Source organism: Pseudoalteromonas sp. Z9A5, assembly GCF_011378875.1.
In the GTDB taxonomy this organism is placed as follows: Bacteria; Pseudomonadota; Gammaproteobacteria; order Enterobacterales; family Alteromonadaceae; genus Pseudoalteromonas.
In genome coordinates this window covers 1-24,669 of sequence record NZ_WTLC01000007.1, presented here as the reverse complement: position 1 = coordinate 24,669, position 24,669 = coordinate 1, and the positions used below count along the sequence as shown (strand labels likewise).

Sequence of the window (24,669 nt, the reverse complement as noted above, 5' to 3'; positions counted from 1 at the left end):
ACATAGATGATAAGTAGTAGTAAGCGGCGATTGCGTGGCTTCACACTCATTGAGTTAATTATTACTCTAGTGATATTGGGAATACTGTCGGTAACGGCAGGTCCCAAGTTTCTGGGGAGCTCAACTGAAGATGCGTATTCGTATCGAGATCGCACATTAAATGCGTTGAGAACAATGCAGTTACGTGCAATGCAAAATACGACTACTACGAGTTGTCATAAACTTTATATTACTCCCACTTTAATTGCAGGACCCACCCCAGATAATAATTGTGTAGGAGGTGCTGATATTAATAATAGCGATCACTTAGTTATACAAATTGATACACAACGAAGTGATATAACATTTACTGCATTAGATAGTAATGCAAATGAATTTACACAAATTAGTTTTGACCCTTTAGGTAAATCAGATCAAAACTGTACAACGCAATGTCGAATAGACGTCGGGTTGGCTGGTGTATGTATTAGCGGTGAAGGGCTTATTTATGCGTGTCCTTAAACATAACGGTTTTACCTTAATAGAATTAATTATTGGTATTGTTATGTTTGCAATTGCATTGAGCATAATCACCGCGCTCATTGCTCCTCAAGCTCAAAAAAGTGTAGAACCAATTATAGCTTTAAGAGCATCTGAGTTAGGGCAATCATTAATGAATGAAATTCAAAGTAAGTCATTTGATGAGCATAATGATCGTAGTGCTCCTTTTAAGCGCTGCGGTGAAATATCACTGGGTGCGCAAGCTTGTACAGCAACAAACGACTTCGGCTCCGATAACGCAGAAACACGCACAAGCTATAATGATGTTGATGACTATATTGAACTTTCAGGTCAACCTATTACTAATAGTTTAGGTGAGGCGCTATCAGAATACAGTGATTTTAGTTTGGTTATTACGGTGCAATACGACAGTGATTTTAATGCCGCAACAAACAACGATGGCACCACCTTTAAGCGAATTACTATCGAAGTGACATCATCTCAGGGTGAGGTTTACGGCTTTAGTGCTTATAAAGGAAACTATTAATGAATAAAGCCAAGCACCAGAAAGGGTTTACATTAATTGAACTGCTACTTGTAATGGTAATTATGGGTATTTTAGCGGTGAGCGCATTTTCGTTTATAGGCGCTGGTGTAAGTATTTATTCACAAGGTGTAGAGCGTCAAGAAGCAGTAGCACAAGCTAGATTTTTAATAACGCGTTTAAGTAAAGAATTGCGTCATGCAACGCCAAACTCATTGAGACTAACTTGCGATAACAGTACCGGTGGAGCATGCAGTACTCAACAATGCCTTGAGTTTACGCCATTTTTATCTGCGACCCATTACACGAATTACTTGCCTACAACGTCACCATTTAATGTTACCGCTGTCGATTTCGAACTAAATAATTTAACGGAACCTCAAGTTGGCGATTGGGCTACTGTGTATCCGTTAAATAGCGCAGATATATACAACGAGAATAACGACAAGCGTTTACAAGTATCAGCATTTACTAATTCGACAAGTAGTGCAATCGACCAATGGCAATTTAGCAAAGCATTTGCTGAAGAATCACCTAGTAAACGACTTTATTTACTAGATGAGCCTGTTAGCTTTTGCATTGAAGGCAACAGCTTATATCGATATACAAATTATGACTTTAATGTAAACCAGCTTAATGCAGTTGGCTTACAAATAACGAGTGGTGTGAAGCGAGATTTATTGGGTATTTATATAGCAAATGATCTAGCAAATACTTTATTTTTTACGTTAGATAAATTGGCTTTACAACGAAACTCAGTTTTAAATATCCATGCACAAATGGTATTTAATGACACGGAAGTAATGAATTTTAACCATGAGGTACATGTCCCCAATGTACCTTAAAAAAAAGACTCCGATTAAAAATATGCCATACAGGCAAAGAGGTAATTTAATAATTGTCTCTTTGGTGATCATTGTTGCCTTATTGGCGCTTGGGTTAGCTTTAGTTAAAGTGCTTTCAGGTGCTTCTCAACAGAATACGATTGAATATTACGGTGCACGCGCTTTTATGGCTGCGCAAAGTGGTATCGAAAGTGGTTTAGTAGATCTATTCCCACTTAATAGTGCAGCCCAAAATTGTGCAGCGGTGACTTCAAACTTAACCTTTGAAACAAGCTATTTAGAGTTTTGCACTGTATCGGTCAGTTGTAGTGAGTATATAGGCTTGCCCGATACTAGCTCGCGCTCCGGCACTGTTAATATATACTATTTACAGAGCTCTGCTATATGCGCAGCAAATGATTGCGCTATTGGTGACTCTTGTCGAAAAGACTATTGGCAAACACAAAGAACACTCAGTGTTGAGGCAAAAACCCTACCATGATAAAAAATATATTATTGCTTATTTTTTTCATAACTTTGTTGTTTTGCAATAAAGTCTTTGCTGTTATACCTAAAATTGAAGGTCGTTATATTGAATTGCAAAATACGTATACATCACCAGTTTGGACAAAAATAAATTTTCAGCAACAATATATAACACCGCCAGCCGTTTTTATGCTTTCAACCAACCAAGGTGGCAACCCTGCAATTGTAAGGGTAAGAAATATAACTACAACAGGGTTTGAGGCGCTTCCTTTGGAGCCATCAGGAGAAGATGGTGGTCATATTAATATGGGGGCTCATTATTTAGCTGTTGAGTATGGAGTGCATGAATTTCCTGATGGGACGATAATGGAAGTGGGTAGTACTGATTTGCAATTAGAGCTTCAGTATGGAGCTAAGTCAGGTTTTTCACCATTTACTCCTACAGGATATAAATCACTGCTTTTTGCTCAACCTTTTACACAGCGACCTAATTTCTTTCATTCATTGCAAACACTTAATAGTGTTGATAGCAACCCACCAAACAATGCTTTGATACCATTTTTAACTATAGCCGTAGAAACGGGGTCTTTATCTGCTAATGGCGTAAATATAGCGCTAGAGGCATCTGAAACTGAATTTGGTTTAGTTAACAGTGAAACCGTTGCTTATTTAGCTGTTGAGCCTGGTTTTGATAGGGCATTTACTGACGATAATGGGGTCGAGGTAACTTGGGAAAGCTTCTTTACTGGCTTTGCCGTAGATGGTTGGACTGATGGCTGTAATTACTTTAGTTTTACTAACAACTTTTTAGTGGCTCCTTTAGTTGTGGCAAGTAAAAATTCACGTGTAGGGACTGATGGTGGCTGGCTACGTAGTTGTAATTTAAGAACTGATCGTTTGGGGCTGGTGGTTGACGAGGATCGCGACGGAGATAACGAACGAACTCACCCAAATGAAGAAGCATCTATACTGGCTATGACCAGTACATTTGTTTCTAATGGCGATATTTTAAGTTGTGATACATTATTTCCTGGAGCGCTTTCTACCTATGATAATGGTGAAATTCAATTGGTTCAGGGTGTTGAAGTAACAGATAACAATGCACAATTTGTTACAACAACGAGTTTAATTTCAACAGCATTGACTAACCCTCCTTTATGTAATGGACAGGAGTGTGCAGCAAGCGGTAATAATTCATTAGAACCAAGCCAAGCGGCGCAAGTCCCTACGGTACCTAATGATGGGAGCTCTACAGGACCTGTACCAACGTCATTAGCTGGTGACTATTTTTATGATGAGTTACAACTGAGCATGCTTGAGACCGAATACAGAGTTACAGCGCCTACACGTATTTTTTTAAAAGACACTACATCATTACTATCAACATCATTTTTAAATATAGGTCAAACTAATATAGTTCTTGAAGCAGATGCCTATTTAGCTATTTATGTTGATGGCGCTGTTGCTATTGCAGCTGATGCTAATATTTCTGCTTATATTGTTGCCACTGGTGAAGTGAGAATTGCACAAAATGTAACATACCAAGGCTCTATTACATCAGGTACTCAAATTATTACCGAAGGAAGTTCAACGTTTGATGCTTTACCTGTACCTGATAGTATTCCTGGCTTGTGTGGTATTTACACTCCCGTTTTATTAGATCATTATCGAATTACAATGAGTGATAATAAAGGACTCACTTGCCAAGCAAAAGAAATGACCTTAACAGCCTGTGCAAACGATGCATGTAGCATATTGTTTGATGAGCCATCAAGTTTAGATTTATCTCCTGATAATAGTGGTCAGCAAAGTTGGGTAACTGGGGAGAACATCAGTTTTACAGGCTCGGCTCCAATCGACTTTGCTAAGCGTACAACCGGTACTGCTACATTTGGCTTTAATACTGCCGATCCTTCTGCGCCTATACGCTGTTACATTGGTGGTAATAACGTGGGTTTGAGTGGGTGTAAGGTAACGTTTTCTGATGCTGGATTTATTTTTACAAACGATACCAATAATAGTACAACAATCCCAACTCAGTTATCAGGTAAACCCTCAGATACAGGCTTTAATGCCAAAGCGCTTTCGATTCAGGCTGTAAAAACTAACACCACAACCGGTGCGTGTGATGCTGCGTTTCCTGTCGGTGCCGATGTTTCTTTAGAACTTGCTTATACGTGCAGTGCAGGGGCGAGCTGTTCTGACCCTATACAGCTTGAGAACAACAACAATACATATAATGTTGAGCAAGCCTATCAATCATTTCCACTGAGGTTTGATGATGACTCTAAAGCACAGATTGTTATTAATTATCCGGATGCAGCCAAGCTTAGTCTTAATGCAAAAACTAATTTAATTTTAGACCCCGTTACTAACTTATCGGTTAATTTAGAAGGTAGTTCTAATGAATATGTTGTGAAACCATTTGGGCTTGCGATGGATTTGCCCAGTGATGGTTTTGCAGCTGATGCAAGTGGAAGTCTGTTTAGATTAACGGGTGAGTCATTTGATTTAAAAATGAATGCAGTGCAATGGGAAGCCGGGCAAGATAACGACAATGACGGTTATCCTGACGATTACAGTAGTATTACCAATAATACGATAGCTAAGCATTTTATTTCAGAGCAACCATTCGTTGAAGCAGTACTTAATGCACCGACGCCAGGCACAGCCGGTACGTTAGAAGTAATTAGCACCAGTGCATTTAGTGACACCGGTAACTTAAGTGAATCAATTTCACAATATAGTTATGACCAAGTCGGTATTATTGATTTAACTGCGGGGCTTGTAGATGCTGATTATTTTGGTGCAGGCGATGTAAGAGGAGAAATATATAACGTTGGTCGTTTTGCTCCTTCACAATTTCAAGTAATAGCTATTCAGGCGAATGCCCAATGTACGCAATATGGTAGTAATTTAACCTACCTAGAGCAGCCTTTTGAATTAGCTTTTACGGTACAAGCGCAAAATCATAAAAATGAGTTAATGGGTAATTATAAAAACGGGTTTGATAAATCGACAGTACAAGTTAATGCAGAAAATAATGAAGTCAGTAATTATGCGCCGGCTACCGACTTTAGCAGTCGCTTAGTTAATCTTGGATCAAATAGTTGGAGTGATCAAAATGACGGGCAATGGCAATTAAACCAAGTTGATACCACGCTAAAAAGGCTTGGAGTTGATCAACCAGATGGACCTTTTTCTATGGTTAACTTAATGGCTACGCTTACTGATATTGAAGGTGCTACATTAATTGATGCTAATGACAAACCTAATACACAAAATACCTGCGCAGCTAATTGTAATAGTGTGCGTTTAAATAGCGTACCAATTGACTTTAGATTTGGACGATTAGTACTTAGTAATAACGCAGGGTCGGATCTCGATTCTTTACTTATACCTATGCAAGCTCAATATTGGGATGGCAACGGGTTTGTAATTAATAATGAAGATAACTGTAGCGTGTTCGATCATACAAAGTTAAGTCAAATATCCCCCGCATCACCTGTATTAGCATATGAATATGGAAATGGTTCATCGGGAGAGCTCGAAGCTGGGGGTTACCCCGCTGATAATGGCATTTATGCTCAAGCAAATGGGTCAGGAGAATTTACGCTGGAATATAATACACTAGACTGGTTAAAGTGGGATTGGCAAGGAGATGAATCTCAGCTTGATCCTCGCACTATTTTACAATTCGGTCGCTTTAGAGGAAATGATCGGGTTATTTACTGGCGTGAAACACGTGAATAGTTGTAAACTAAGATAATAATTGAACAAAGCTTGTGTTTTGTGCTTCAAGTACATAGCATACGGGTTTGATTATAAAAATAATAACGACCAAATAATTGCCGCTTTTTGGGACTGGAATATATGCGAATTGCTTCTTTATCTCTTTTAATTTCAGCTAGTTTGATAGCTAGTAGTGCATTTGCACAAGACACTGCTACTGTGACTGGAATTGATTCAGAGATTAGTATTAAACAAACAGAATACGATAACTCGACAAGAATACTTGATAAACACTTAAAAGAAGAAAGTCAGTTACAAAACCAACTGGAATTACTTCGTTCTCGTTCTACTGAGCTAGATAAAGAAAAAAACCAAGCCCTTGATGCGATGAATGAAATGTATCGCCGATTAATCGACGATCCTACGCTTGATATTAGTACGGCTCAATCGCGTTATCAAAAAGCGGTGGCCGATCACAAGCAAAATAAAGATGATATTTCTATGCAGTTGGCGGCAATTGCATCCCACCGTAAAGATATTGAACAGATTCGTGTTGCCAAACATACACTTTTAAATACTTTAGAAACCTTAAAAGAGCAATTAACAACGGCTCGCGTTGAGCGTTTGCGTAACGAGTTTACCCGAGAAGGTGCACTTGAAGTTAATCACACAATAAATTGTAAGCGTACAGAAACACTTGCAGCATGTGAGCAACGCGGTCAGCAAATGGGTTTACAAAAAGCGACCAAACGCTTTGTAGACCAAATTTTTGCAAACTTAACTGAAGAGCGTTTAGTAGAGCCAAAGCGTAATATGGCCGGCGCGCAAGTACAAATTTTAAGTAGCCACGTAGTAAATAGTGCTTTTAGTGGACAAGGTAATTACAACGTTAATCTAAGCGTAACAATGCGTGGTGAAGTTAATAGCAGCCGCTTATGTAGCTTATTAAGTGTTGATAATCGCTATTGTTCTGAATATGGAACTCCACTGGCAACTACATATCAGCCTTCATACAATAATACTTATTCTGATAGTCAGTTAACATTCAGTAATAACGCGGATAATACTGACACTGTATCTGTATCTCGTTTAAATAAGCAGCCTATACGTGATTACTCAGTAAAAAAAGCATCAGCGGAAAGAGATTATCCAGTAATATTGAACAAGGATAAATACGAGTCTGTTGAGCTTACATTACGTTCGAATGTATATGATGATGAAGTGTTTATTGATGGTGTAAGCTTTGGCTCAACACGTTTAATAACTCGCTTACCAAGCGGTGTTCATAACATTGAAATTCGTAAGTTAGGTTATAAACCTTATCAAGCTCGTATAGATTTGACTAAGGCACAAACCATTCACGCAAACTTAGTAAAAAAGTCTGAGTCGATTGCTGCACCGACGTACACTCGTGAGCAACCAAAAGTTGAAACTCGCCAGGTGAGCCAAAACGTTAGTGTTTCAAGCACAAATGTTGAAACACCTGTTGTTGTTATTCCTGCTGGTAAGTTCAAAATGGGTGATATTAATGGCAATGGTCTGGCTAATGAACGTCCTGTTATTGAAAAGGCGATAGCAAATTCATTTGCTATGCAAAGCAAAGAAGTGACTGTGGGTGCATACGAAAAATTCGTATCAAACACTGGTTATAAAACGCAAGCAGAGCAAAGTAAAGGGTGTGCGTATTATTTAAATGGTGAGCCTGTATGGGAAAACGATTTAAATTGGCGTAATCCTGGTTTTGAACAAAGTAATGATTTTCCGGCTGTATGTTTAACCTATAACGATGCTAAAGCATATGCTGAGTGGTTATCTGGTCAAACAGGGCAGCAATTTCGTTTACCAAGTGAAGTTGAGTGGGAATACGCAGCACGCGCAGGAACTGAAACTGAGTACCCTTGGGGTAACGAAATTGGTAAAAATTTAGCTAACTGTGGTTGGTGTGGTAGCGAATGGTCAAACAAACGTGCAGCGCCTGTTGGTTCTTTTTCTCCTAATGCATTTGGATTATACGATACCGTAGGCAATGTGTGGGAATGGACCGATAAAAAATCAGGTGAGTCTGATGTAGCAGTAAGAGGTGGAGCCTGGAATTTTGCCCCAAGTCTTGCTCGTGCATCAACGCGTTTAATTTTAGCGCCTGATTTTAGATCTAACTACATTGGTTTTCGCTTAGTACGCGAAAGGTAATATTTAGTAAGGAAGCTTAATTGCTTCCTTTTTCAAAATTAACAAAGGCAGCTGTGCTTTACATTGCTCAACTAATTAAGCATGTTGAAGTGAAGCAGCTAACATAAGAACGTATTTCTAAGGTCATCCAGCCTCATGTTTAAAAAACTCCGTGGTATTTTTTCTAACGATCTATCGATCGACTTGGGTACAGCCAATACCCTAATTTATGTAAAAGACGAAGGCATTGTATTAAATGAACCTTCAGTAGTTGCTATACGCCAAGAGCGTGCTGGTGGACCTAAAAGTGTTGCATCTGTAGGTACAGAAGCAAAACTTATGTTGGGTCGTACGCCTGGCAATATAAAAGCAATTCGTCCAATGAAAGACGGTGTTATCGCTGACTTTTTTGTAACCGAAAAAATGTTACAACACTTTATTAAGCAAGTGCATAACAACAACTTTATGCGCCCAAGCCCACGAGTACTAATTTGTGTACCATGTGGTGCAACTCAAGTAGAAAAACGTGCAATACGTGAATCTGCTATGGGTGCCGGTGCGCGTGAAGTTTACCTAATTGAAGAGCCAATGGCAGCAGCAATTGGTGCAGGCTTGCCAGTATCAGAAGCAACTGGTTCTATGGTTGTTGATATTGGTGGTGGTACAACTGAAGTTGCTATTATTTCACTTAACGGTGTTGTTTATTCATCATCTGTGCGTATTGGTGGCGATAAGTTTGATGAAGCTATTATTAATTATGTACGTCGTAACTTTGGTAGTTTAATTGGTGAAGCAACCGCTGAAAATATTAAGCATCAAATCGGCTCTGCATTTAAAACAGATGAACCAATCGAAATTGAAGTACGTGGTCGTAACCTTGCAGAAGGTGTTCCGCGTTCATTTATGCTTAACTCACATGAGATTTTAGAAGCATTACAAGAACCACTAATGGGTATTGTAAGTGCGGTTATGGTTGCACTTGAGCAGTCACCACCAGAGCTTGCATCTGACATTTCTGCTCACGGTATGGTACTTACTGGCGGCGGTGCATTATTAAAAGATTTAGATCGTTTATTAATGGAAGAAACGGGTATTCCTGTTGTTGTTGCCGACGATCCGCTTACATGTGTTGCACGTGGTGGCGGTAAAGCACTTGAGATGATTGATGTTCACGGTGGTGACGTTTTTAGTTACGACTAATGAAATTAATGTTTGGAAGAACTGTATCCTTGCAGCTGCGACTTTTTGTCGCAGTGTTTTTGAGTATCGCACTCATAGCCGCAGACAGGTACACACAAGGTGGTACGGTTGTTCGTACCAGCCTAAACACCCTCGTAAGCCCATTAATTTACGTTGCTAATTTACCCTACGAGTTATTCAGCTTAAGCGCTAAAAGTTTACACACACGTGATCAACTCCTTACTGAAAATGAAGCGCTTAAAAAGAAGCAAATGCTACAAAGCGAGCAACTTCAGCAGTATCAATTTCTAGCCAGAGAAAATCAAAAACTTCGTGCTTTGTTAGGCTCATCTGCAAAACAACCTAATCGTAAAATTATTGCACAAGTACTCTCCGTTCATTCTAATCCGTATAGTCACCAAGTTGTTATTAATCGTGGCACAACCGATGGACTTAGCGAAGGGCAGGCTGTTATTGACGAAATGGGGGTTGTAGGGCAGCTCACTAAAGTTGGCTCAACAACATCTCGTGTTTTATTAATGACCGATACAACACATGCAACACCAGTGCGTATTTTACGAAATGATGTGCGAACAGTGGTTGAAGGGATTGGTAAAATTAATGTAGTTAAGCTCTCGCATGTACCTCATAGCTTAGATGTTCGTATTGGCGATATATTAGTAACATCAGGGCTGGGGGGCACTTTTCCTGAGGGTTACCCGGTAGCTGTTGTTACTGAGATTAATCGTGATGAAGGGCGTCCTTTTGCACAAGTTTACGCAGAGCCTATTGCGCAGTTAGACCGTATTCGCTTATTAGTTATTTTATGGCGAAATCAACAGGAGCGCTTAAACAATGATTAGTCGTTATTCATTGTTAATTGCACTAAGCATATTTCTTGCACTGGTAATGGCATTAATGCCGTTACCATTTTCGTTCGAACCATTTAGACCTGATTGGGTATTACTGGTATTAATGTATTGGTCACTTGCAGTGCCGCATCGTATAAATATTGGTACAGCGTGGGTGGTTGGTTTATTAATCGACCTAGCATCGGGCTCACCGCTTGGAGTTAACTCACTCACATACTCAATTTGTATTTTTGTAACGGCAAGTAATTTTCAAAAAATTCGCAACTTTTCGCTTTGGCAACAAAGCTTACTAATTGGCTTATTTTTAACGTTGTATCATTTAATGCAATTTTGGTTAAATCACTTTTTGCTTGGTGTTTACTTTAATCCACAATACTTATGGCCGGTTTTAACGGGTACGTTGAGCTGGGTTTGGTTGTTTTTATTACTTCGTAAATATCGCAGACACTTTAGGATCAGGTAAATGACAACCTCAGTATATTTGGCATCTGCCTCTCCTCGTCGTAAAGAGTTATTAGCTCAATTAGGTATCGAGTTTTCACAATTTAGTGTTGATGCAGATGAAAGCCAATACCCAAATGAGCCCCCGTATGAGTATGTAGAGCGCTTAGCGCGTTTAAAGGCATGCTCTGGTGTTAAACTGGGGTATACAGACCGTCCTGTGCTTGGTAGTGACACTGTGGTAGTTATTGATAACCAATCACTTTGTAAGCCTCGTGACGAAGCTGATTTTACACATACACTAAAGCGTTTATCAGGTAATACACATCAAGTATTAACGGCAATTGCTTTTGCTACACAAGAAAAAGTATTGAGTTGTGTTGTAAGTACAGATGTTACTTTTAAAACTCTCACAGATGAAGAAATAAAAGCCTATTGGCAAAGTGGAGAGCCACAAGACAAAGCCGGTGGTTATGGCATTCAAGGCTTAGGCGGACGTTTTGTTACCCACATTTCAGGTAGCTATTTCTCCGTTGTAGGCTTACCTTTGTATGAGACCGAACAATTATTAAAAACATTCTTAAGAAGGTAACATGAGTACAGAATTACTAATAAATGTCACGCCAAGTGAAAGCCGTGTTGCCCTAATCGAAAACGGTGTACTACAAGAAATTCAGCTAGAGCGAATTGGTAACCTAGGTATTGTGGGTAATATCTATCTAGGAAAAATAAGCCGTGTTCTGCCGGGTATGCAAGCTGCTTTTGTAGATATAGGTCTTGAAAAAGCGGCATTTTTGCATGCATCAGATATTGTAAATAGCGCATCAATTGTTGAAGGCGTAGACGACGTTCCAATAAAAAAAGTACAAGACATTCGTGAACTTGTTCGCCAAGGTCAATACATTATGGTGCAAGTGGTTAAAGACCCACTAGGTACTAAAGGTGCAAGACTTACCACCGACATTACAATACCATCACGCTATTTAGTTTTTATGCCAGATGCGACCCATGTAGGGGTTAGTCAGCGCATTGAAACTGAAGAAGAACGTTCTCGTCTTAAAAAAATAGTCGCTGAGTATGGCGATGAAAACGGCAGCTTTATAGTGCGTACCGCAGCTGAGGGCGCAAGCGAAGCTGAATTGCGACACGATGCCGGATTTTTAAGAAAGTTATGGGAAAAAATAACATCTCGCCGTAAAAAAACGAGCAAAGCCAGTATATTACATGAAGATCTAACACTTGCCTTTAGAACCCTGCGTGATTACGTTGGTGAGGATATGGAGCGTATTCGTGTTGACTCAAAGCTTACTCATGAAGAGCTAAAGTTATTTACAGAAGAGTTTGTTCCACAACTTTCTCAGGTTTTAGAATACTATCCTGGCGAGCGACCTATATTTGATCTATTTGATGTTGAAAATGAAATTCAAAAAGCATTACATCGTAAAGTCACGTTAAAGTCGGGTGGTTATATAATTATTGACCAGACCGAAGCGATGACCACTGTTGATGTAAATACAGGTGCTTTTGTTGGGCATCGAAACTTAGAAGAAACAATTTTTAATACCAATGTAGAAGCTACTTCTGCAATTGCTCGCCAACTGAGGTTACGTAATTTAGGCGGTATTATTATTATCGACTTTATCGATATGATAAGTGAAGATCATAAGCGTCGTGTATTACACTCACTTGAATCTGCTTTAGCAAAGGATCGTACTAAAACTAATATAAATGGGCTTTCAGCGCTTGGTTTAGTTGAAATGACGCGTAAACGTACGCGCGAAAGCTTAGAGCATATTTTATGTGATGTGTGCCCAGCATGTTCTGGTCGTGGCTCGCAAAAAACGGTTGAGACGGTTTGTTACGAAATACTACGTGAAATAGTACGTGTTAATCGTGCTTATGCTGCCGACAAGTTTATGGTGTATGCAGCGCCTGCGGTAAGTGAAGCCTTACTTAATGATGAGTATCATAATCTTGCTGAGCTTGAACTATTTATCGGTAAACAAGTCAATATTCAAACAGAGAGTTTATACAGCCAAGAACAGTTTGATGTGGTAATGATGTAATGACGGTAAAAGCGGCCTGTTTTTTTTGTTTTAGAAAGTTATGGCAAACCTGCGCCATAGTTTTGGTATTACTGGCCGTTATTGTTTCAATTTTGAAATACACCCTTCCATATGTAAACGATTACAAAGGCGATATAGAAACCTACCTACACGATAAGTTTGCAGTAAGTCTTTCAATTGGCGCAATTTCGGCTAATTGGCAAGGTAATGGTCCTTCTTTAGTACTTGAAGATTTATCCTTTAAAGATAACGAAACAGCTCCTATTTCGCTCACCATAGCTAAAACAAGCTTAGAACTAAACTTATGGGAAAGCTTAAAAACGCTGCAGTTAAAATCTAATTACTTTGTTATTAATGGTTTTCATACCAGTGTGAATGTTGATAATTTGTTTAATGGTGATGATAAAGGTGAGGTTTCGTTTGAGCAAAAAGAGCTAATCGAAGGGCTTTTTTTAGGTGAAACCGGTCATTTTGCAATAGAAAATTCCAGTATTAACTTTATACTAGAAGATGGTACAGAGCGAAAATTACTGCTTAAAAATATTATTTGGCAAAATGAAGAAGAACAGCATTTAGGCAGTGGTGAATTGGCACTGCCAGGTATTTCAGTTGGTAATTTTGACGCCCGTATAGCGCTTACAGGTAAAACTATAGAGCAAGTCGCTGGCGATATGTATGTGCAAGCTAATAAAGTTGATGTATCTAACTGGTTAGCTCAATACATCAGTACTGAAAAACAACAATTACGTAGCGATATAAACTTACAGGCGTGGTTAAAGCTAGAAAAAGGCTTAGTAAGTGATATAAAAATGCAGTGGTTACCAAGTTTTGTTCGCTGGCAACATGATACTCAAGAACAAAGCGTTAGTTTAAGCGAAGGTGGTTTTCACTTATACCCAGAACAAAAAGGTTGGCACTTAAAAAGTACCGGCTTAACGTTTAATAGCAACGATAAGGCATGGCCAAGTTTAGAGTTTGAGGCAAAAATAGGCGCTCAAAGTAAGATATGGTTGCAACAGGTTGATTTAGAACTTCTTAGTAATTTAGCCGCCTTAAGTAATTTTGATGGTTTAGACCCCTTTTTAGCTCGAGCTCCTAGCGGGAAAATTAAACAAGCTTACTTAAGCTTCACTAACCCCGAGCAATGGCAGTTATGGTTTGACGCTAATAATATTGGCTGGCAAGAACTAAATTCAATACCAGCAGTGCAAGCACTGCGCGTAGATGGCTTAATGAATCAAAGCCGTGGTCGTATCTCGTTATTTGGTGAAAACGGCACATTTGTTACCGGCGAAAGCTTTAGTCACGATATAGATTATAACCAACTTAATATAGATTTAGATTTAGCAAAACAAGACGATGGCTGGCATGTTAGCAGCGATGATATCTGGTTTGATAATAACGATATAACGTTTGCTGGAGAAATGCAGCTTAGCTTAGGTGATAGCCCACGCCTTGATTTATACGCAGAGACGTTCATTCCCGATGTAAGTATTTTAGGGCGTTATTTACCTTTAAAAATAATGACCCCAAAGCTGGTGACTTATTTAAATGGTGCAATTAAAGGTGGTGAAGTTTCTAAAGCACAAGTGTTGTTTTCAGGTCCACTTTCGGGATTTCCATTTACTGATAACTCAGGGCAATTTGATTTTGTTGCGCAAATCGATAATGCAGCATATCAATTTGATCCAGACTGGCCGACAGTCACTGATGCAGACTTGCAATTACACTTTTCAAATGAACGAATGGATATATATAGCCAAAAAGGCAAGCTCGTAAATTTAGACATTGGTAGTGGTGTAAAGGTAAGCATTGCTGACTTAATGAGTGCAGATGAATTAATTGTACAAATAGATAAAAAAATACCGATGGAAAAGCTGCATGATTTTTTTACAGCTACCCCCCTTGCTAAACCTCTAGCTAACATTTTTAATGTTGTGCAAATAAAAGGGGAAGCAAATGCCAATATAGAATTATTAGTTGGCTCTAAATTTAAAGGCGGAGCAAGTGTAAGTGGCGTATTAGGCTTAACAGAACTCCCTGTTTATATAGCCAGTCCTGGTATTCAACTAGACAACTTTACTGGTGAACTGCATTTCGAAAACGATAATATAACCCTTAATAATACCACTGCAACTTGGTTGGGTATGCCGCTTAATATTGATTACAACAGTAAAAGTAATAATAAAGACTACCAAGCAAATATTGATATAAATGCACAACTAGATGCCGAAACTCTTATCGATAATGCTCAAGGTATTTTAAATAACTATTTAAGTGGGCAAACTAATGTTGATATTGGTTTAGTGCTTAATTTTACCGAGCAAGGCTTTAATTATCGAGCTAAGGTCACTTCACCTTTAATTGGTTTAGTAAGTAATTTACCGGCACCTTATAGTAAAAGTAGTGAGCAAGTATGGCCCCTTGATGCCTTAATACAAGGTGATGAAATTTCTAACTTAATTACTGCAAATGCTAACCAGCAGTTCTACTTTAATGCGATTTTAGAAAATGGTAAGCAGCAATTTAGTAATGTGCACTTTGTGCTTGGAAAGCAGGATTTAGGGCTTAACCAAAAAGATTTAAGCGTTAACATTAACCTTGAAAAAACAGAACTGGTGCCTTGGTTTGATCTAATTAATCAAATTATTAATACAGCTAAAGCAAACCCTAGTAATAAGTCAAAAGGCATTATGCCGCCACTTAGCGAAGTAGTAGCAAGCATTGATACGCTAAATGCGAGTAATGTTGTATTTAACGACTTTGAAATGCGCTTAACGCCGGTACAAAATGACTTATATTTAAAGCTTAATGCTAAAGAGTTGCGAGCAAGTGTGTTTATTCCTTCATCGCAACCGACTCAACCAATTCGTATCAGCAGCGATTACTTAAGACTTAACTTTATTGAGCCACCAGCACAAAAATTAGAAGTAACAGATATCCTTCCTGCTAAAGATCTAAGTTGGTTAACTAAAGTACCAGCAATAGAATTTGAATGTGCAGACTGTAAGGTAGCAAATTATCAATTAGGTAAAGTGAGCGCCTCAGTATTGAGTGACAGTAAACGTTTTATTATTTCGCAATTAGTTATTGATAAAGGCGATCATGTTTTACGCACCAAAGGCGATTGGCAAAATGGTGTAACAGAACTAAGCGGTAATCTTAAAAGTGAAGATATTGGAGCATTGTTTAATGAGTTTGATTTAACCACCGCGATTAAAGATTCTAAAGCCAACATTAATTATAATCTGACGTGGAAAGCTGCACCTTATGACTTTGATGTACCAAGCTTAAGTGGCACTGTTGATTGGGATTTAGGCGAAGGGCACTTGACTGAAGTAAGTGATGGCGGTGCGCGGGTATTTTCTTTACTGAGTCTAGATTCGCTAGTACGTAAGCTAAAACTCGATTTTAGAGATGTGTTCTCAAAAGGATTTTTTTACAACAGCATGCAAGGCTCAATGCAGCTAGAAAATGGTATTGCTTACACTAAAGATACTAAAATGGATGGCGTACCAGCCGATTTAACTATTAAAGGTTATGCAAATTTAAACACACTTGATATAGATTATGATCTTGCTGTGGCGCCGCAGGTAACGTCAAGTATTCCAGTTATTGTTGCGTGGATGGTAAATCCTGTAACAGGGCTTGCCGCATTAGCTCTGGATAAGGTTATTCATTCAGCTCGGGTGATCTCAGAGATCAACTTTAAAGTAACAGGAAAAATGAACGATCCTATCGTTCAAGAGCTTGATAGAAAAAGTCGAGAAGTTACGCTGCCCCAAGCCGCGCAAAATCAGCCACAAGCATCAGCAGAGTCAAAGTTTAAAAATGCGGGCGTTACGGTAACACAATGAGTAAGGCTAGTAGTGTAGTTGCACCAACAATAATTGCTCTGCAAATGTGTTCTAAGTTAAACGCAGATGAAAATATTGAAGAACTTAAGCTTGCACTTCAAACCTTACCAACAACACGCCCAATGTTAGTGTGTTTACCCGAAGCTTTTTTAGTCTTTAGTAAAAGTGGCAGCGATACGCTTTTAGTTGCCAAACGCATTGAGCAATACAAACAGCAATTAAGTGAACTGTGCAAACACCATAATATTTGGTTAAGCGCAGGAACAATCCCTGAGCTTCATAATAACAATAAATATTACGCTGCGTCGCATCTATATAATAACCAAGGCGAGCTTGTTGCCTCTTACAACAAAATACATCTATTTGACGTAAATGTAGACGATACAACAGGAAGCTACCGCGAGTCAGACTTTACCCAAGCAGGTAAGGAAGTAATTGTTGTAGACACTCCCTTTGGTAAAATTGGCTTAACAGTATGTTATGATCTGCGCTTTAGTGGCTTATTTAATGAGTTAGTGCGCCAAGGAGCTGAAATTATATTAGTGCCCAGCGCATTTACCGTCGTAACAGGGCAAGCGCATTGGCAGCCATTATTAACTGCTCGCGCAATTGAAACGCAATGCTATATAGTAGCGGCAGCCCAGCACGGTACACATGAAAATGGCCGACAAACTTACGGTCACAGTATTATTATTTCACCTTGGGGTAACACCCTTGCTGAATTGCCAATAGGCACCGGTTTTATAAGCTGCAACGCAGATTTAAACCAGTTACACAAAATTAGACGAGATATGCCTGTGCAATCTCATCAACGATTTAGAGAGCATTTATTATGAATTCGGTTGAACAGCATTTATTACACGACAGCCAGCTAAATCGAGACGAACTCGAAAAAACGCTTGCCTACATTCACCAACATAAAGTGGACTATGCCGATTTATACTTTCAATCAAGCCATCATGAATCGTGGGTGCTTGAAGACGGCTTAGTTAAAGAAGGTTCTTATAATGTTGAGCGCGGCGTTGGCGTACGTGCTGTAAGTGGTGAAAAAACAGGTTTTTCTTACTCTGATGCAATCAACCTTGAAGCGCTAAATAAAGCAGCAACAGCTGCACGTAGCATTGCCGATGCTGGCGAAGATAGAGCGATTAAAGTATTTAGCGATGTTAAAGCTAAAGAGCAGTTTGCACCGCATCAACCAATTTCGAGCATGAGCGATACAGACAAAGTTAACTTATTACGCGAACTTGAAAATTATATTCGAGAGTTAGCACCAGACGCAGAACAAGTAATTAGTTCAATGTCGGCCGTATACGAAGAAGTATTAATAGCAGCCAGCGACGGTACTTTTGCTACTGATATTCGACCACTTATTCGCTTAAACTGTTCGGTATTACTTGAAAAAAATGGCCGCCGTGAACGTGGCGGTGCAGGTGGTGGTGCTCGTTTAGATTATGGCTATTTTAAAGAGCTTGTTGACGGTAAGCCGCGCTGGATGGAATTTGCTGAGGAAGCTGTTCGTCAAGCTAAAGTAAACCTAGAAGCGATTGATGCACCAGCAGGTACAATGGAAGTTGTGCTTGGAAATGGTTGGCCTGGCGTGCTTTTACATGAAGCAGTAGGGCACGGTTTAGAAGGTGACTTTAATCGTAAAGGCGCGTCTGCATTTAGCGGTAAAGTTGGTCAAAAAGTAGCGTCTGAGCTGTGTACCGTTGTTGATGATGGCACAATGGCTGATCGTCGTGGTTCACTCAACGTAGATGATGAAGGTACCCCAGCAGCTTACAATGTACTTATCGAAAACGGTATTCTAAAAGGTTACATGCAAGATAAGCTAAACGCACGTTTAATGGGAGTAAGCCCTACTGGTAACGCACGTCGTGAGTCTTACGCACATTTGCCTATGCCACGCATGACTAACACTTATATGTTGGGCGGAGAGCATAGCCAAGCCGATATTATCAGCAGCGTTAAAAAGGGTGTGTTTGCTCCAAACTTTGGCGGCGGACAAGTTGATATTACGTCTGGCAAATTTGTATTTAGTGCATCAGAAGCGTATTTAATCGAAAACGGTAAAATTACTCAGCCAATTAAGGGCGCTACGCTAATTGGTAATGGTCCTGAAGTAATGCAACAAATATCAATGGTAGGTAATGATTTAGCGCTTGATAAAGGCGTGGGTGTTTGTGGTAAAGATGGTCAAAGTGTACCGGTAGGCGTAGGTCAGCCAAGTTTAAAAATTGATAAACTAACGGTAGGCGGTACGGCTTAAATATTACTCAAGCGCGAAGTGAATTAACACCTACGTGCTTGATGTTTATTATAGGTGAGGTTTTACACCTCGCTTTTTACTTTTAAGCTGGACTTTAGGTGCGAAGTAAATTCGCACCTATGTGCTTGATGTTTATTGTAGGTGAGGTTTTACACCTCGCCTTTTATTTTTAAAAGCGGGACTCTATACGCGCGAAGTAAGTTCGCGTTTATAGGTTTGATATTTACTGTAGGTGAGGTTTTATACCTCGCTTTGTTTGCATTAAAGCTAAGTTACATTAGTGCGAAGTAAATTCGCACCTACAAGGTGGATATTTATCGTAGGTGAGGTTTACACGTCACTTGCATCCTCTTTATTTTTTTCAGCTTCTTTATACCATAACGCAAAAAAGCACTCTGTTAGCTTGTGCTCTATTTCAAGGGCTTTTTCTGTAGGGCAAAATAAGGTAAAACTCGCCTTAAACTCACCTAAATCGGTTGTGCCAAAATGTATTACAGGCTCAGGACCTGAAATTTTTGCATCTAATTTACGTTCAATCATTGAGTTGTATCGACTAGCTACTTCTTGAAATTCTTCACAGTAAAGTTTCGCTCTTTCAGTCAGCGTGTCATGAATCGGGTATGGATTAAAACTTTCTCTGCGTACAATAATAAAGTGATGAGTAACAAAGCGCTTAACAAAGTTTAGATTTTTTATTGAACTGGTGATCAGTTTGTTATTTGGAATGTAGATTGTTTTTCTTGAAAATTGATATGTGTGTATATCAATTTCATGCATGGTGGTTTTAATCCAATCGGTTTCAGCAACTTCACCAAAATAATCACCTACCTGAATCCAATCTCCTACTCTAAATGGTCGTGTTGTTACCAAGTAAAAAAAGCCAATAATACACTGAATAAATTCTCGGGTAGCAAGCACAATAGCCACTGCAAAAGCAGCGATAGATAATGCAAAGTTTTGAATCTCAGTTGACCATATAAAAAGGAGCAACAAAACCATCGTAAAATTAATGAAGTGCTTTATATTGTGTGCAATGTAGCGGATATCTTTTTCTTTTTTTTCTGCACGATTCTTCGCTAATTTATCAACTAGCACCTTTAAGACGAATGCAATAGTAAGCATTACCAGTGAAAGAAGAAATGGGTGTAACAGTATATCTTTATTCATAATTTCCTAATGGCTATAACTTTATTAGAGTGTAGTTCTGTATTGAGTAGTGCACGAATATAGTCGCTAATTTAACATTAATATTAATAAAAAACCCCTAGATAATCTAATATCTAGGGGTTTTTTTAAACTACTAAATTGTAAACCTATCGCATCGTAACAAACTCTTCCGAGCCCGTTGGATGAAGGGCTACAGTCGCATCAAAGTCTGCTTTTGTTGCGCCCATTTTCATTGCCACAGCAAAGCCCTGAATCATTTCGTCGACTGCAAAACCAATACCGTGGAGACCCACTACTTTTTCGTCAGGACCTGCACATACAAGTTTCATTTTACAAGGCTGGCGATGCTTAGTTACAGCGGTATACATTGCTGTAAAACCAGATTGATAAATTTTTACGTTTTCTTCACCGTACTGAGAGATTGCTTCTTGCTCAGTTAAACCAATTGTACCAATAGGTGGATGACTAAATACAACAGTAGGAACCAAGCTGTAATCCATCTTTAAGTCATCTGGTAAGTCTTTATTAAATAAGCGCTCAGACAAAGTACGACCGGCTTTAACCGCCACAGGAGTAAGCTCAATACCACCTTCGATAATATCGCCCACAGCATAAACATTTTTAGCTGTAGTGTTTTGATACTCATCAACTTTTACAAAGCCGCTGCTGTTAACTTCAACGCCTGCTGCTGCTACGTTGATAGAATCTGTTGTTGGCTCACGACCAATTGCCCAAATAACCTGATCTACGTTATGGCTTTTGCCATTATCTAAATGTAGCGTTACTGAGCCATCGTCTTCTTTAACAAGTTTATGTGGTACAGAATGCGTGTGTAAGGTTGGTCCTTCTGTAGCCATAACCTCAACAAGTGTATCTATAATATATGGGTCAAAGCTGCGAAGTGGTGCGTGTTTACGCACGAATAAATGTGTTTCAGTGCCTAAACCTTGTAATACACCAGCAAGCTCAACTGCTATGTAGCCTGCGCCAATAACAGCAACACGTTTAGGTTGTTCTTTTAGCTCAAAAAAACCATTTGAGTCAATACCGTGCTCAGCACCCTCAATATTTGGAATGCTCGGACGACCGCCAACAGCTATCAACATATGATCGGCAGTATAATGCTCGCCATTTACTTCAACTGTTTTACTATCTACGAATTTAGCAAAGCCTTTAATTACTGTAACGCCATTACTAGCAAGACCGCTGTCGTAACCTTTATGAATGCGAGCGATATAGGCTTCACGACTTTCTACTAATTTACCCCAGTCAAAGCCTTTTACTTCAATATCAAAACCGTAATCTGGTGCATATAAATTAATAGCTTCAGCAACTTGAGCACCGTGCCACATTACTTTTTTAGGTACGCAACCTACGTTTACGCAAGTGCCACCCATGTGTTTTGCTTCAATAAGTGCTACTTTAGCGCCACGCATCGCAGCTCTATTTGCAGAGGCAATACCACCACTACCACCACCGATTGCAATATAATCAAAGTGTTGTGTCATTTTATGTCCTTAGGCGTTGAGTTTTATGCGTATTAGCATAACATTAAGTTTTAAAAATAAAGAGTGTTTAGGTGACCTATGTTTAGTAAAAAAACATTCGAATTTCTTGCTCAGCTTGATCAAAAGAATAATAGAGACTGGTTTAATGACCATAAATCACAGTATGAGGAATACGTAAGAGAGCCTGCTTTAGATTTCATTAGGCAAATGCAGGCTCCTTTAATGGGTATTTCTAGCCACTTTATAGCATCAGATAAAAAAGTGGGTGGCAGTTTAATGAGAATCCATAAAGACGCGCGTTTTAGTAAAGATAAGACACCGTACAAAATAAATGTAGGCATTCAATTTCGTCATTTTATGGGGAAAGACGTACACGCTCCGGGTTTTTACTTTCACTTAGCTAATGACGAGTGTTTTGTTGGTGCAGGTATTTGGCGTCCAGAATCAAAAGTACTTAACAATATTCGCCATTGCATTGACGAAAATCCAAATAGCTATAAAAAAGCAATCTTTAACGATCAATTTGAGTCTGTTTATGAAATGTCGGGTGAGTCATTAAAGCGCCCGCCACGTGGTTTTGAAAAAGAACACCCTTTAATAGATGAACTAAAAAGAAAAGACTTTATAGCGATAAGCCCACTTACTCAAAAACAAGTATGTAGTAATAACTTAATTGATACGGTGCTAGAGCGTTATAAAGTTGCTGACCCACTTATGGGGTATTTATGTTTTGCACTAGAGCAGCCATATTAAAATCACGTAACTTAAAAACGGTAGAGTTGTTTTTTTACTTTTAGACCCAATTTAAAATGTAATGCATTCACGCAAAGAGACTATTTATGAGCAACCCATTAATCGGCCTTGAAGGCTTACCACCATTTTCAAAAATAAAGCCAGAATATGTAGTGCCAGCACTTAAGCACGGTATTGAGCTTTGTCGTAAAGCGATTGACGATGTACTAGCCAAAAAATCGTACACGTGGAATGACCTAGTATTACCACTTGAAGAAGCTGACGATAAATTATCGCGACTATTTTCTCCTGTCTCACATTTAAATTCGGTAATGAACAACGACGAACTGCGTGAAGCTTACGAGCAGTGCTTGCCGCTTATTTCTGAGTACTCAACATTTGTAGGGCAACACCAAGGTTTATTTGAAGCATATAACGCACTTTATAATAGTGATGAATTTAAAACGTTAACCACTGCTCAACAAAAAAGTATTACTAATGCACTGCGTGATTTTAAATTGTCGGGTATTGCCTTAGCGCCAGAGCAACAAAAACGTTACGGCGAAATTAGCGTTCGCTTATCAGAGCTTGCTTCTAAATTTGGCAATAACGTAATGGATGCCACGCTTGCTTGGCATAAGCATATTACAGATGAAAGTGAACTTGCTGGCTTACCAGAATCTGCTTTAGCGCTTGCAGCAGATACTGCAAAAAATAGAGATTTAGAAGGTTGGGTTATCACACTCGACATCCCATCATATTTACCAATTATGACGTTTGCAGATAACCGAGAGCTTCGTAAAGAAACTTACACCGCGTTTTCTACTCGTGCCTCGGATCAAGGTCCTAATGCAGGAGAGTTTGATAACTCAGCAATAATGAGTGAAGAACTTGCGCTTCGTCATGAAATTTCACAATTACTAGGCTTTAACAGCTACGCTGAAAAGTCACTTGCTACAAAAATGGCTGAAACACCTGAGCAAGTATTCTCATTTTTAGAAGACCTCGCTGCCAAGTCAAAGCCGCAAGCAGAGCAAGAAGTTGCCGAGCTTAAAGCTTACGCTCAGCAACAGCACGGTATTACAGAGTTAGAAGCATGGGATTTTGGTTATTACAGTGAAAAGTTAAAGCAAGAAAAGTACGCTATTTCAGATGAAGTACTGCGTCCTTACTTCCCAGCAAATAAAGTACTTAGCGGATTATTTGAAACAGTTAATCGCTTATTTGGTATTAGCGTTAAAGAAGTAACCGATTTTGATAGTTATCATAAAGATGTACGCTTTTTTGAAATAGTTGATAGCAGCAATACATTACGCGGTCGTTTTTATCTTGATTTATACGCACGAGATCACAAACGTGGTGGCGCATGGATGGATGACTGTATGGGTCGTAAAGTACGTGCTAATGGCGAATTACAAACTCCAGTTGCTTATTTAGTGTGTAACTTTAATAAAGCGGTTGGTGATAAGCCTGCACTGTTCACTCATGACGAAGTAACAACGTTGTTCCATGAGTTTGGTCATGGTATTCATCATATGCTTACACAAGTTGATGCTGCACCTGTTGCTGGTATTAATGGTGTTGCGTGGGATGCGGTAGAGCTGCCAAGTCAGTTTTTAGAGAACTGGTGTTACGACGAAGAAGCACTGAGCTTTATTTCTGGTCATTATGAAACGGGTGAGCCATTACCAAAAGAGTTACTAGATAAGTTACTCGCGGCTAAAAACTACAATTCAGGTATGCAAATGCTGCGTCAAATTGAGTTTTCGTTATTCGACTTTAAAATTCATAATGATTATGTAGCAGGTCAGCCGTGTCAAATTCAAGCAGTTCTAAACGATGTGCGTAGCCGTACTTCTGTTGTTAAACCGCCTGAGTTTAACCGTTTTCAACATGGCTTTAGCCATATATTTGCAGGTGGTTATAGCGCAGGGTACTACTCTTATAAATGGGCTGAAGTATTATCAGCAGATGCATTTTCTAAGTTTGAAGAAGAAGGTATTTTTAACCCGCAAACGGGGCAATCATTTATGCAAAATATTTTAGAAAAAGGTGGTAGTGAAGAGCCAATGGAGTTATTTAAAAACTTCCGAGGTCGTGAGCCAAGTGTTGATGCATTACTTCGTCACAGTGGTATTGCTACCGCTTAAGTCACTCTATTAAAATTTGACTTACGTTTATTAAAGCGCCTCTATGGCTAACACCATTCAGTTAAGCATGCTTTGACTTAATGGTGTACCGAGTCTTTGAAATTCGAACGGTCCTACTTTTGGGCCGTTTTCTTTTTTCTGGAAGAATATAACGTTTCACTCGTTCTCGCATTGCCCTTAATTTCTTTGG

18 protein-coding genes are annotated in these 24,669 nt (G+C 39.1%); 16 read left to right on the top strand and 2 right to left on the bottom strand.

What is annotated here, in order from left to right; all coding sequences use genetic code 11:
* The first annotated feature begins 6 nt into the window (after window positions 1-6).
* From GQR56_RS05455 to tldD, 14 genes are all read left to right on the top strand, one after another.
* Window positions 7-501, top strand: a complete 495-nt coding sequence (locus GQR56_RS05455; protein WP_024612864.1) for a type II secretion system protein — start codon at window positions 7-9, stop codon at window positions 499-501.
* Window positions 488-1,027, top strand: a complete 540-nt coding sequence (locus GQR56_RS05450; RefSeq protein WP_024612863.1) for a prepilin-type N-terminal cleavage/methylation domain-containing protein — start codon at window positions 488-490, stop codon at window positions 1,025-1,027. Before GQR56_RS05455 ends, GQR56_RS05450 begins: the two co-directional genes overlap by 14 nt.
* Window positions 1,027-1,869: a type II secretion system protein gene (locus GQR56_RS05445; RefSeq protein ID WP_024612862.1), complete on the top strand. Its 843-nt coding sequence runs from the start codon at window positions 1,027-1,029 to the stop codon at window positions 1,867-1,869. Before GQR56_RS05450 ends, GQR56_RS05445 begins: the two co-directional genes overlap by 1 nt.
* Complete coding sequence (locus tag GQR56_RS05440; RefSeq protein WP_024612861.1) at window positions 1,859-2,350, top strand: hypothetical protein; 492 nt, start codon at window positions 1,859-1,861, stop codon at window positions 2,348-2,350. The genes GQR56_RS05445 and GQR56_RS05440 overlap by 11 nt, the downstream gene beginning before the upstream one ends.
* Window positions 2,347-6,087, top strand: a complete 3,741-nt coding sequence (locus GQR56_RS05435) for an H-type lectin domain-containing protein (protein ID WP_166109403.1) — start codon at window positions 2,347-2,349, stop codon at window positions 6,085-6,087. The genes GQR56_RS05440 and GQR56_RS05435 overlap by 4 nt, the downstream gene beginning before the upstream one ends.
* A 120-nt stretch (window positions 6,088-6,207) precedes the next feature.
* Complete coding sequence (locus GQR56_RS05430) at window positions 6,208-8,256, top strand: formylglycine-generating enzyme family protein (RefSeq protein ID WP_166109402.1); 2,049 nt, start codon at window positions 6,208-6,210, stop codon at window positions 8,254-8,256.
* A 135-nt stretch (window positions 8,257-8,391) separates the two neighbouring features.
* Window positions 8,392-9,435, top strand: coding sequence for a rod shape-determining protein (locus GQR56_RS05425; RefSeq protein ID WP_024612858.1), 1,044 nt, complete (start codon window positions 8,392-8,394; stop codon window positions 9,433-9,435).
* Window positions 9,435-10,277 (top strand): rod shape-determining protein MreC, encoded by an 843-nt coding sequence (gene mreC / locus GQR56_RS05420; RefSeq protein ID WP_173399998.1) that lies wholly within the window; start codon window positions 9,435-9,437, stop codon window positions 10,275-10,277. Before GQR56_RS05425 ends, mreC begins: the two co-directional genes overlap by 1 nt.
* The gene (mreD, locus tag GQR56_RS05415; RefSeq protein WP_024612856.1) at window positions 10,270-10,749 is read left to right on the top strand and encodes a rod shape-determining protein MreD; all 480 of its coding nucleotides are present in this window, start codon (window positions 10,270-10,272) and stop codon (window positions 10,747-10,749) included. Before mreC ends, mreD begins: the two co-directional genes overlap by 8 nt.
* Window positions 10,750-11,319 carry a Maf family protein gene (locus GQR56_RS05410; protein WP_166109401.1) on the top strand — a complete coding sequence of 190 codons (570 nt, stop codon included), beginning with the start codon at window positions 10,750-10,752 and terminating at the stop codon, window positions 11,317-11,319.
* A gap of 1 nt (window position 11,320) precedes the next feature.
* Entirely contained in the window at window positions 11,321-12,793 is a 1,473-nt protein-coding gene (gene rng, locus GQR56_RS05405; protein ID WP_024612854.1) for a ribonuclease G, read from the top strand.
* A complete protein-coding gene (locus tag GQR56_RS05400; protein WP_166109400.1) occupies window positions 12,793-16,650 on the top strand; it encodes a YhdP family protein in 3,858 nt (1,285 codons plus the stop codon). Before rng ends, GQR56_RS05400 begins: the two co-directional genes overlap by 1 nt.
* Window positions 16,647-17,486, top strand: coding sequence for a carbon-nitrogen hydrolase family protein (locus GQR56_RS05395; RefSeq protein ID WP_166109399.1), 840 nt, complete (start codon window positions 16,647-16,649; stop codon window positions 17,484-17,486). The genes GQR56_RS05400 and GQR56_RS05395 overlap by 4 nt, the downstream gene beginning before the upstream one ends.
* Complete coding sequence (tldD, locus tag GQR56_RS05390; protein ID WP_166109398.1) at window positions 17,483-18,922, top strand: metalloprotease TldD; 1,440 nt, start codon at window positions 17,483-17,485, stop codon at window positions 18,920-18,922. Before GQR56_RS05395 ends, tldD begins: the two co-directional genes overlap by 4 nt.
* Before the next feature lie 330 nt (window positions 18,923-19,252).
* Here tldD and GQR56_RS05385 read toward each other — a convergent pair whose 3' ends face one another.
* Entirely contained in the window at window positions 19,253-20,089 is an 837-nt protein-coding gene (locus GQR56_RS05385) for a mechanosensitive ion channel family protein (protein WP_166109397.1), read from the bottom strand.
* Between the two features lie 146 nt (window positions 20,090-20,235).
* Entirely contained in the window at window positions 20,236-21,597 is a 1,362-nt protein-coding gene (gene gorA, locus GQR56_RS05380) for a glutathione-disulfide reductase (protein WP_024612852.1), read from the bottom strand.
* A 78-nt stretch (window positions 21,598-21,675) separates the two neighbouring features.
* Between gorA and GQR56_RS05375 the strand changes: the two genes are divergently transcribed.
* Together GQR56_RS05375 and prlC are read left to right on the top strand one after the other, a co-directional pair.
* Window positions 21,676-22,350, top strand: coding sequence for a DUF2461 domain-containing protein (locus GQR56_RS05375; protein ID WP_166109396.1), 675 nt, complete (start codon window positions 21,676-21,678; stop codon window positions 22,348-22,350).
* Between the two features lie 86 nt (window positions 22,351-22,436).
* Window positions 22,437-24,479, top strand: coding sequence for an oligopeptidase A (prlC, locus tag GQR56_RS05370; protein ID WP_024612850.1), 2,043 nt, complete (start codon window positions 22,437-22,439; stop codon window positions 24,477-24,479).
* The last annotated feature ends 190 nt before the right edge of the window (window positions 24,480-24,669 follow it).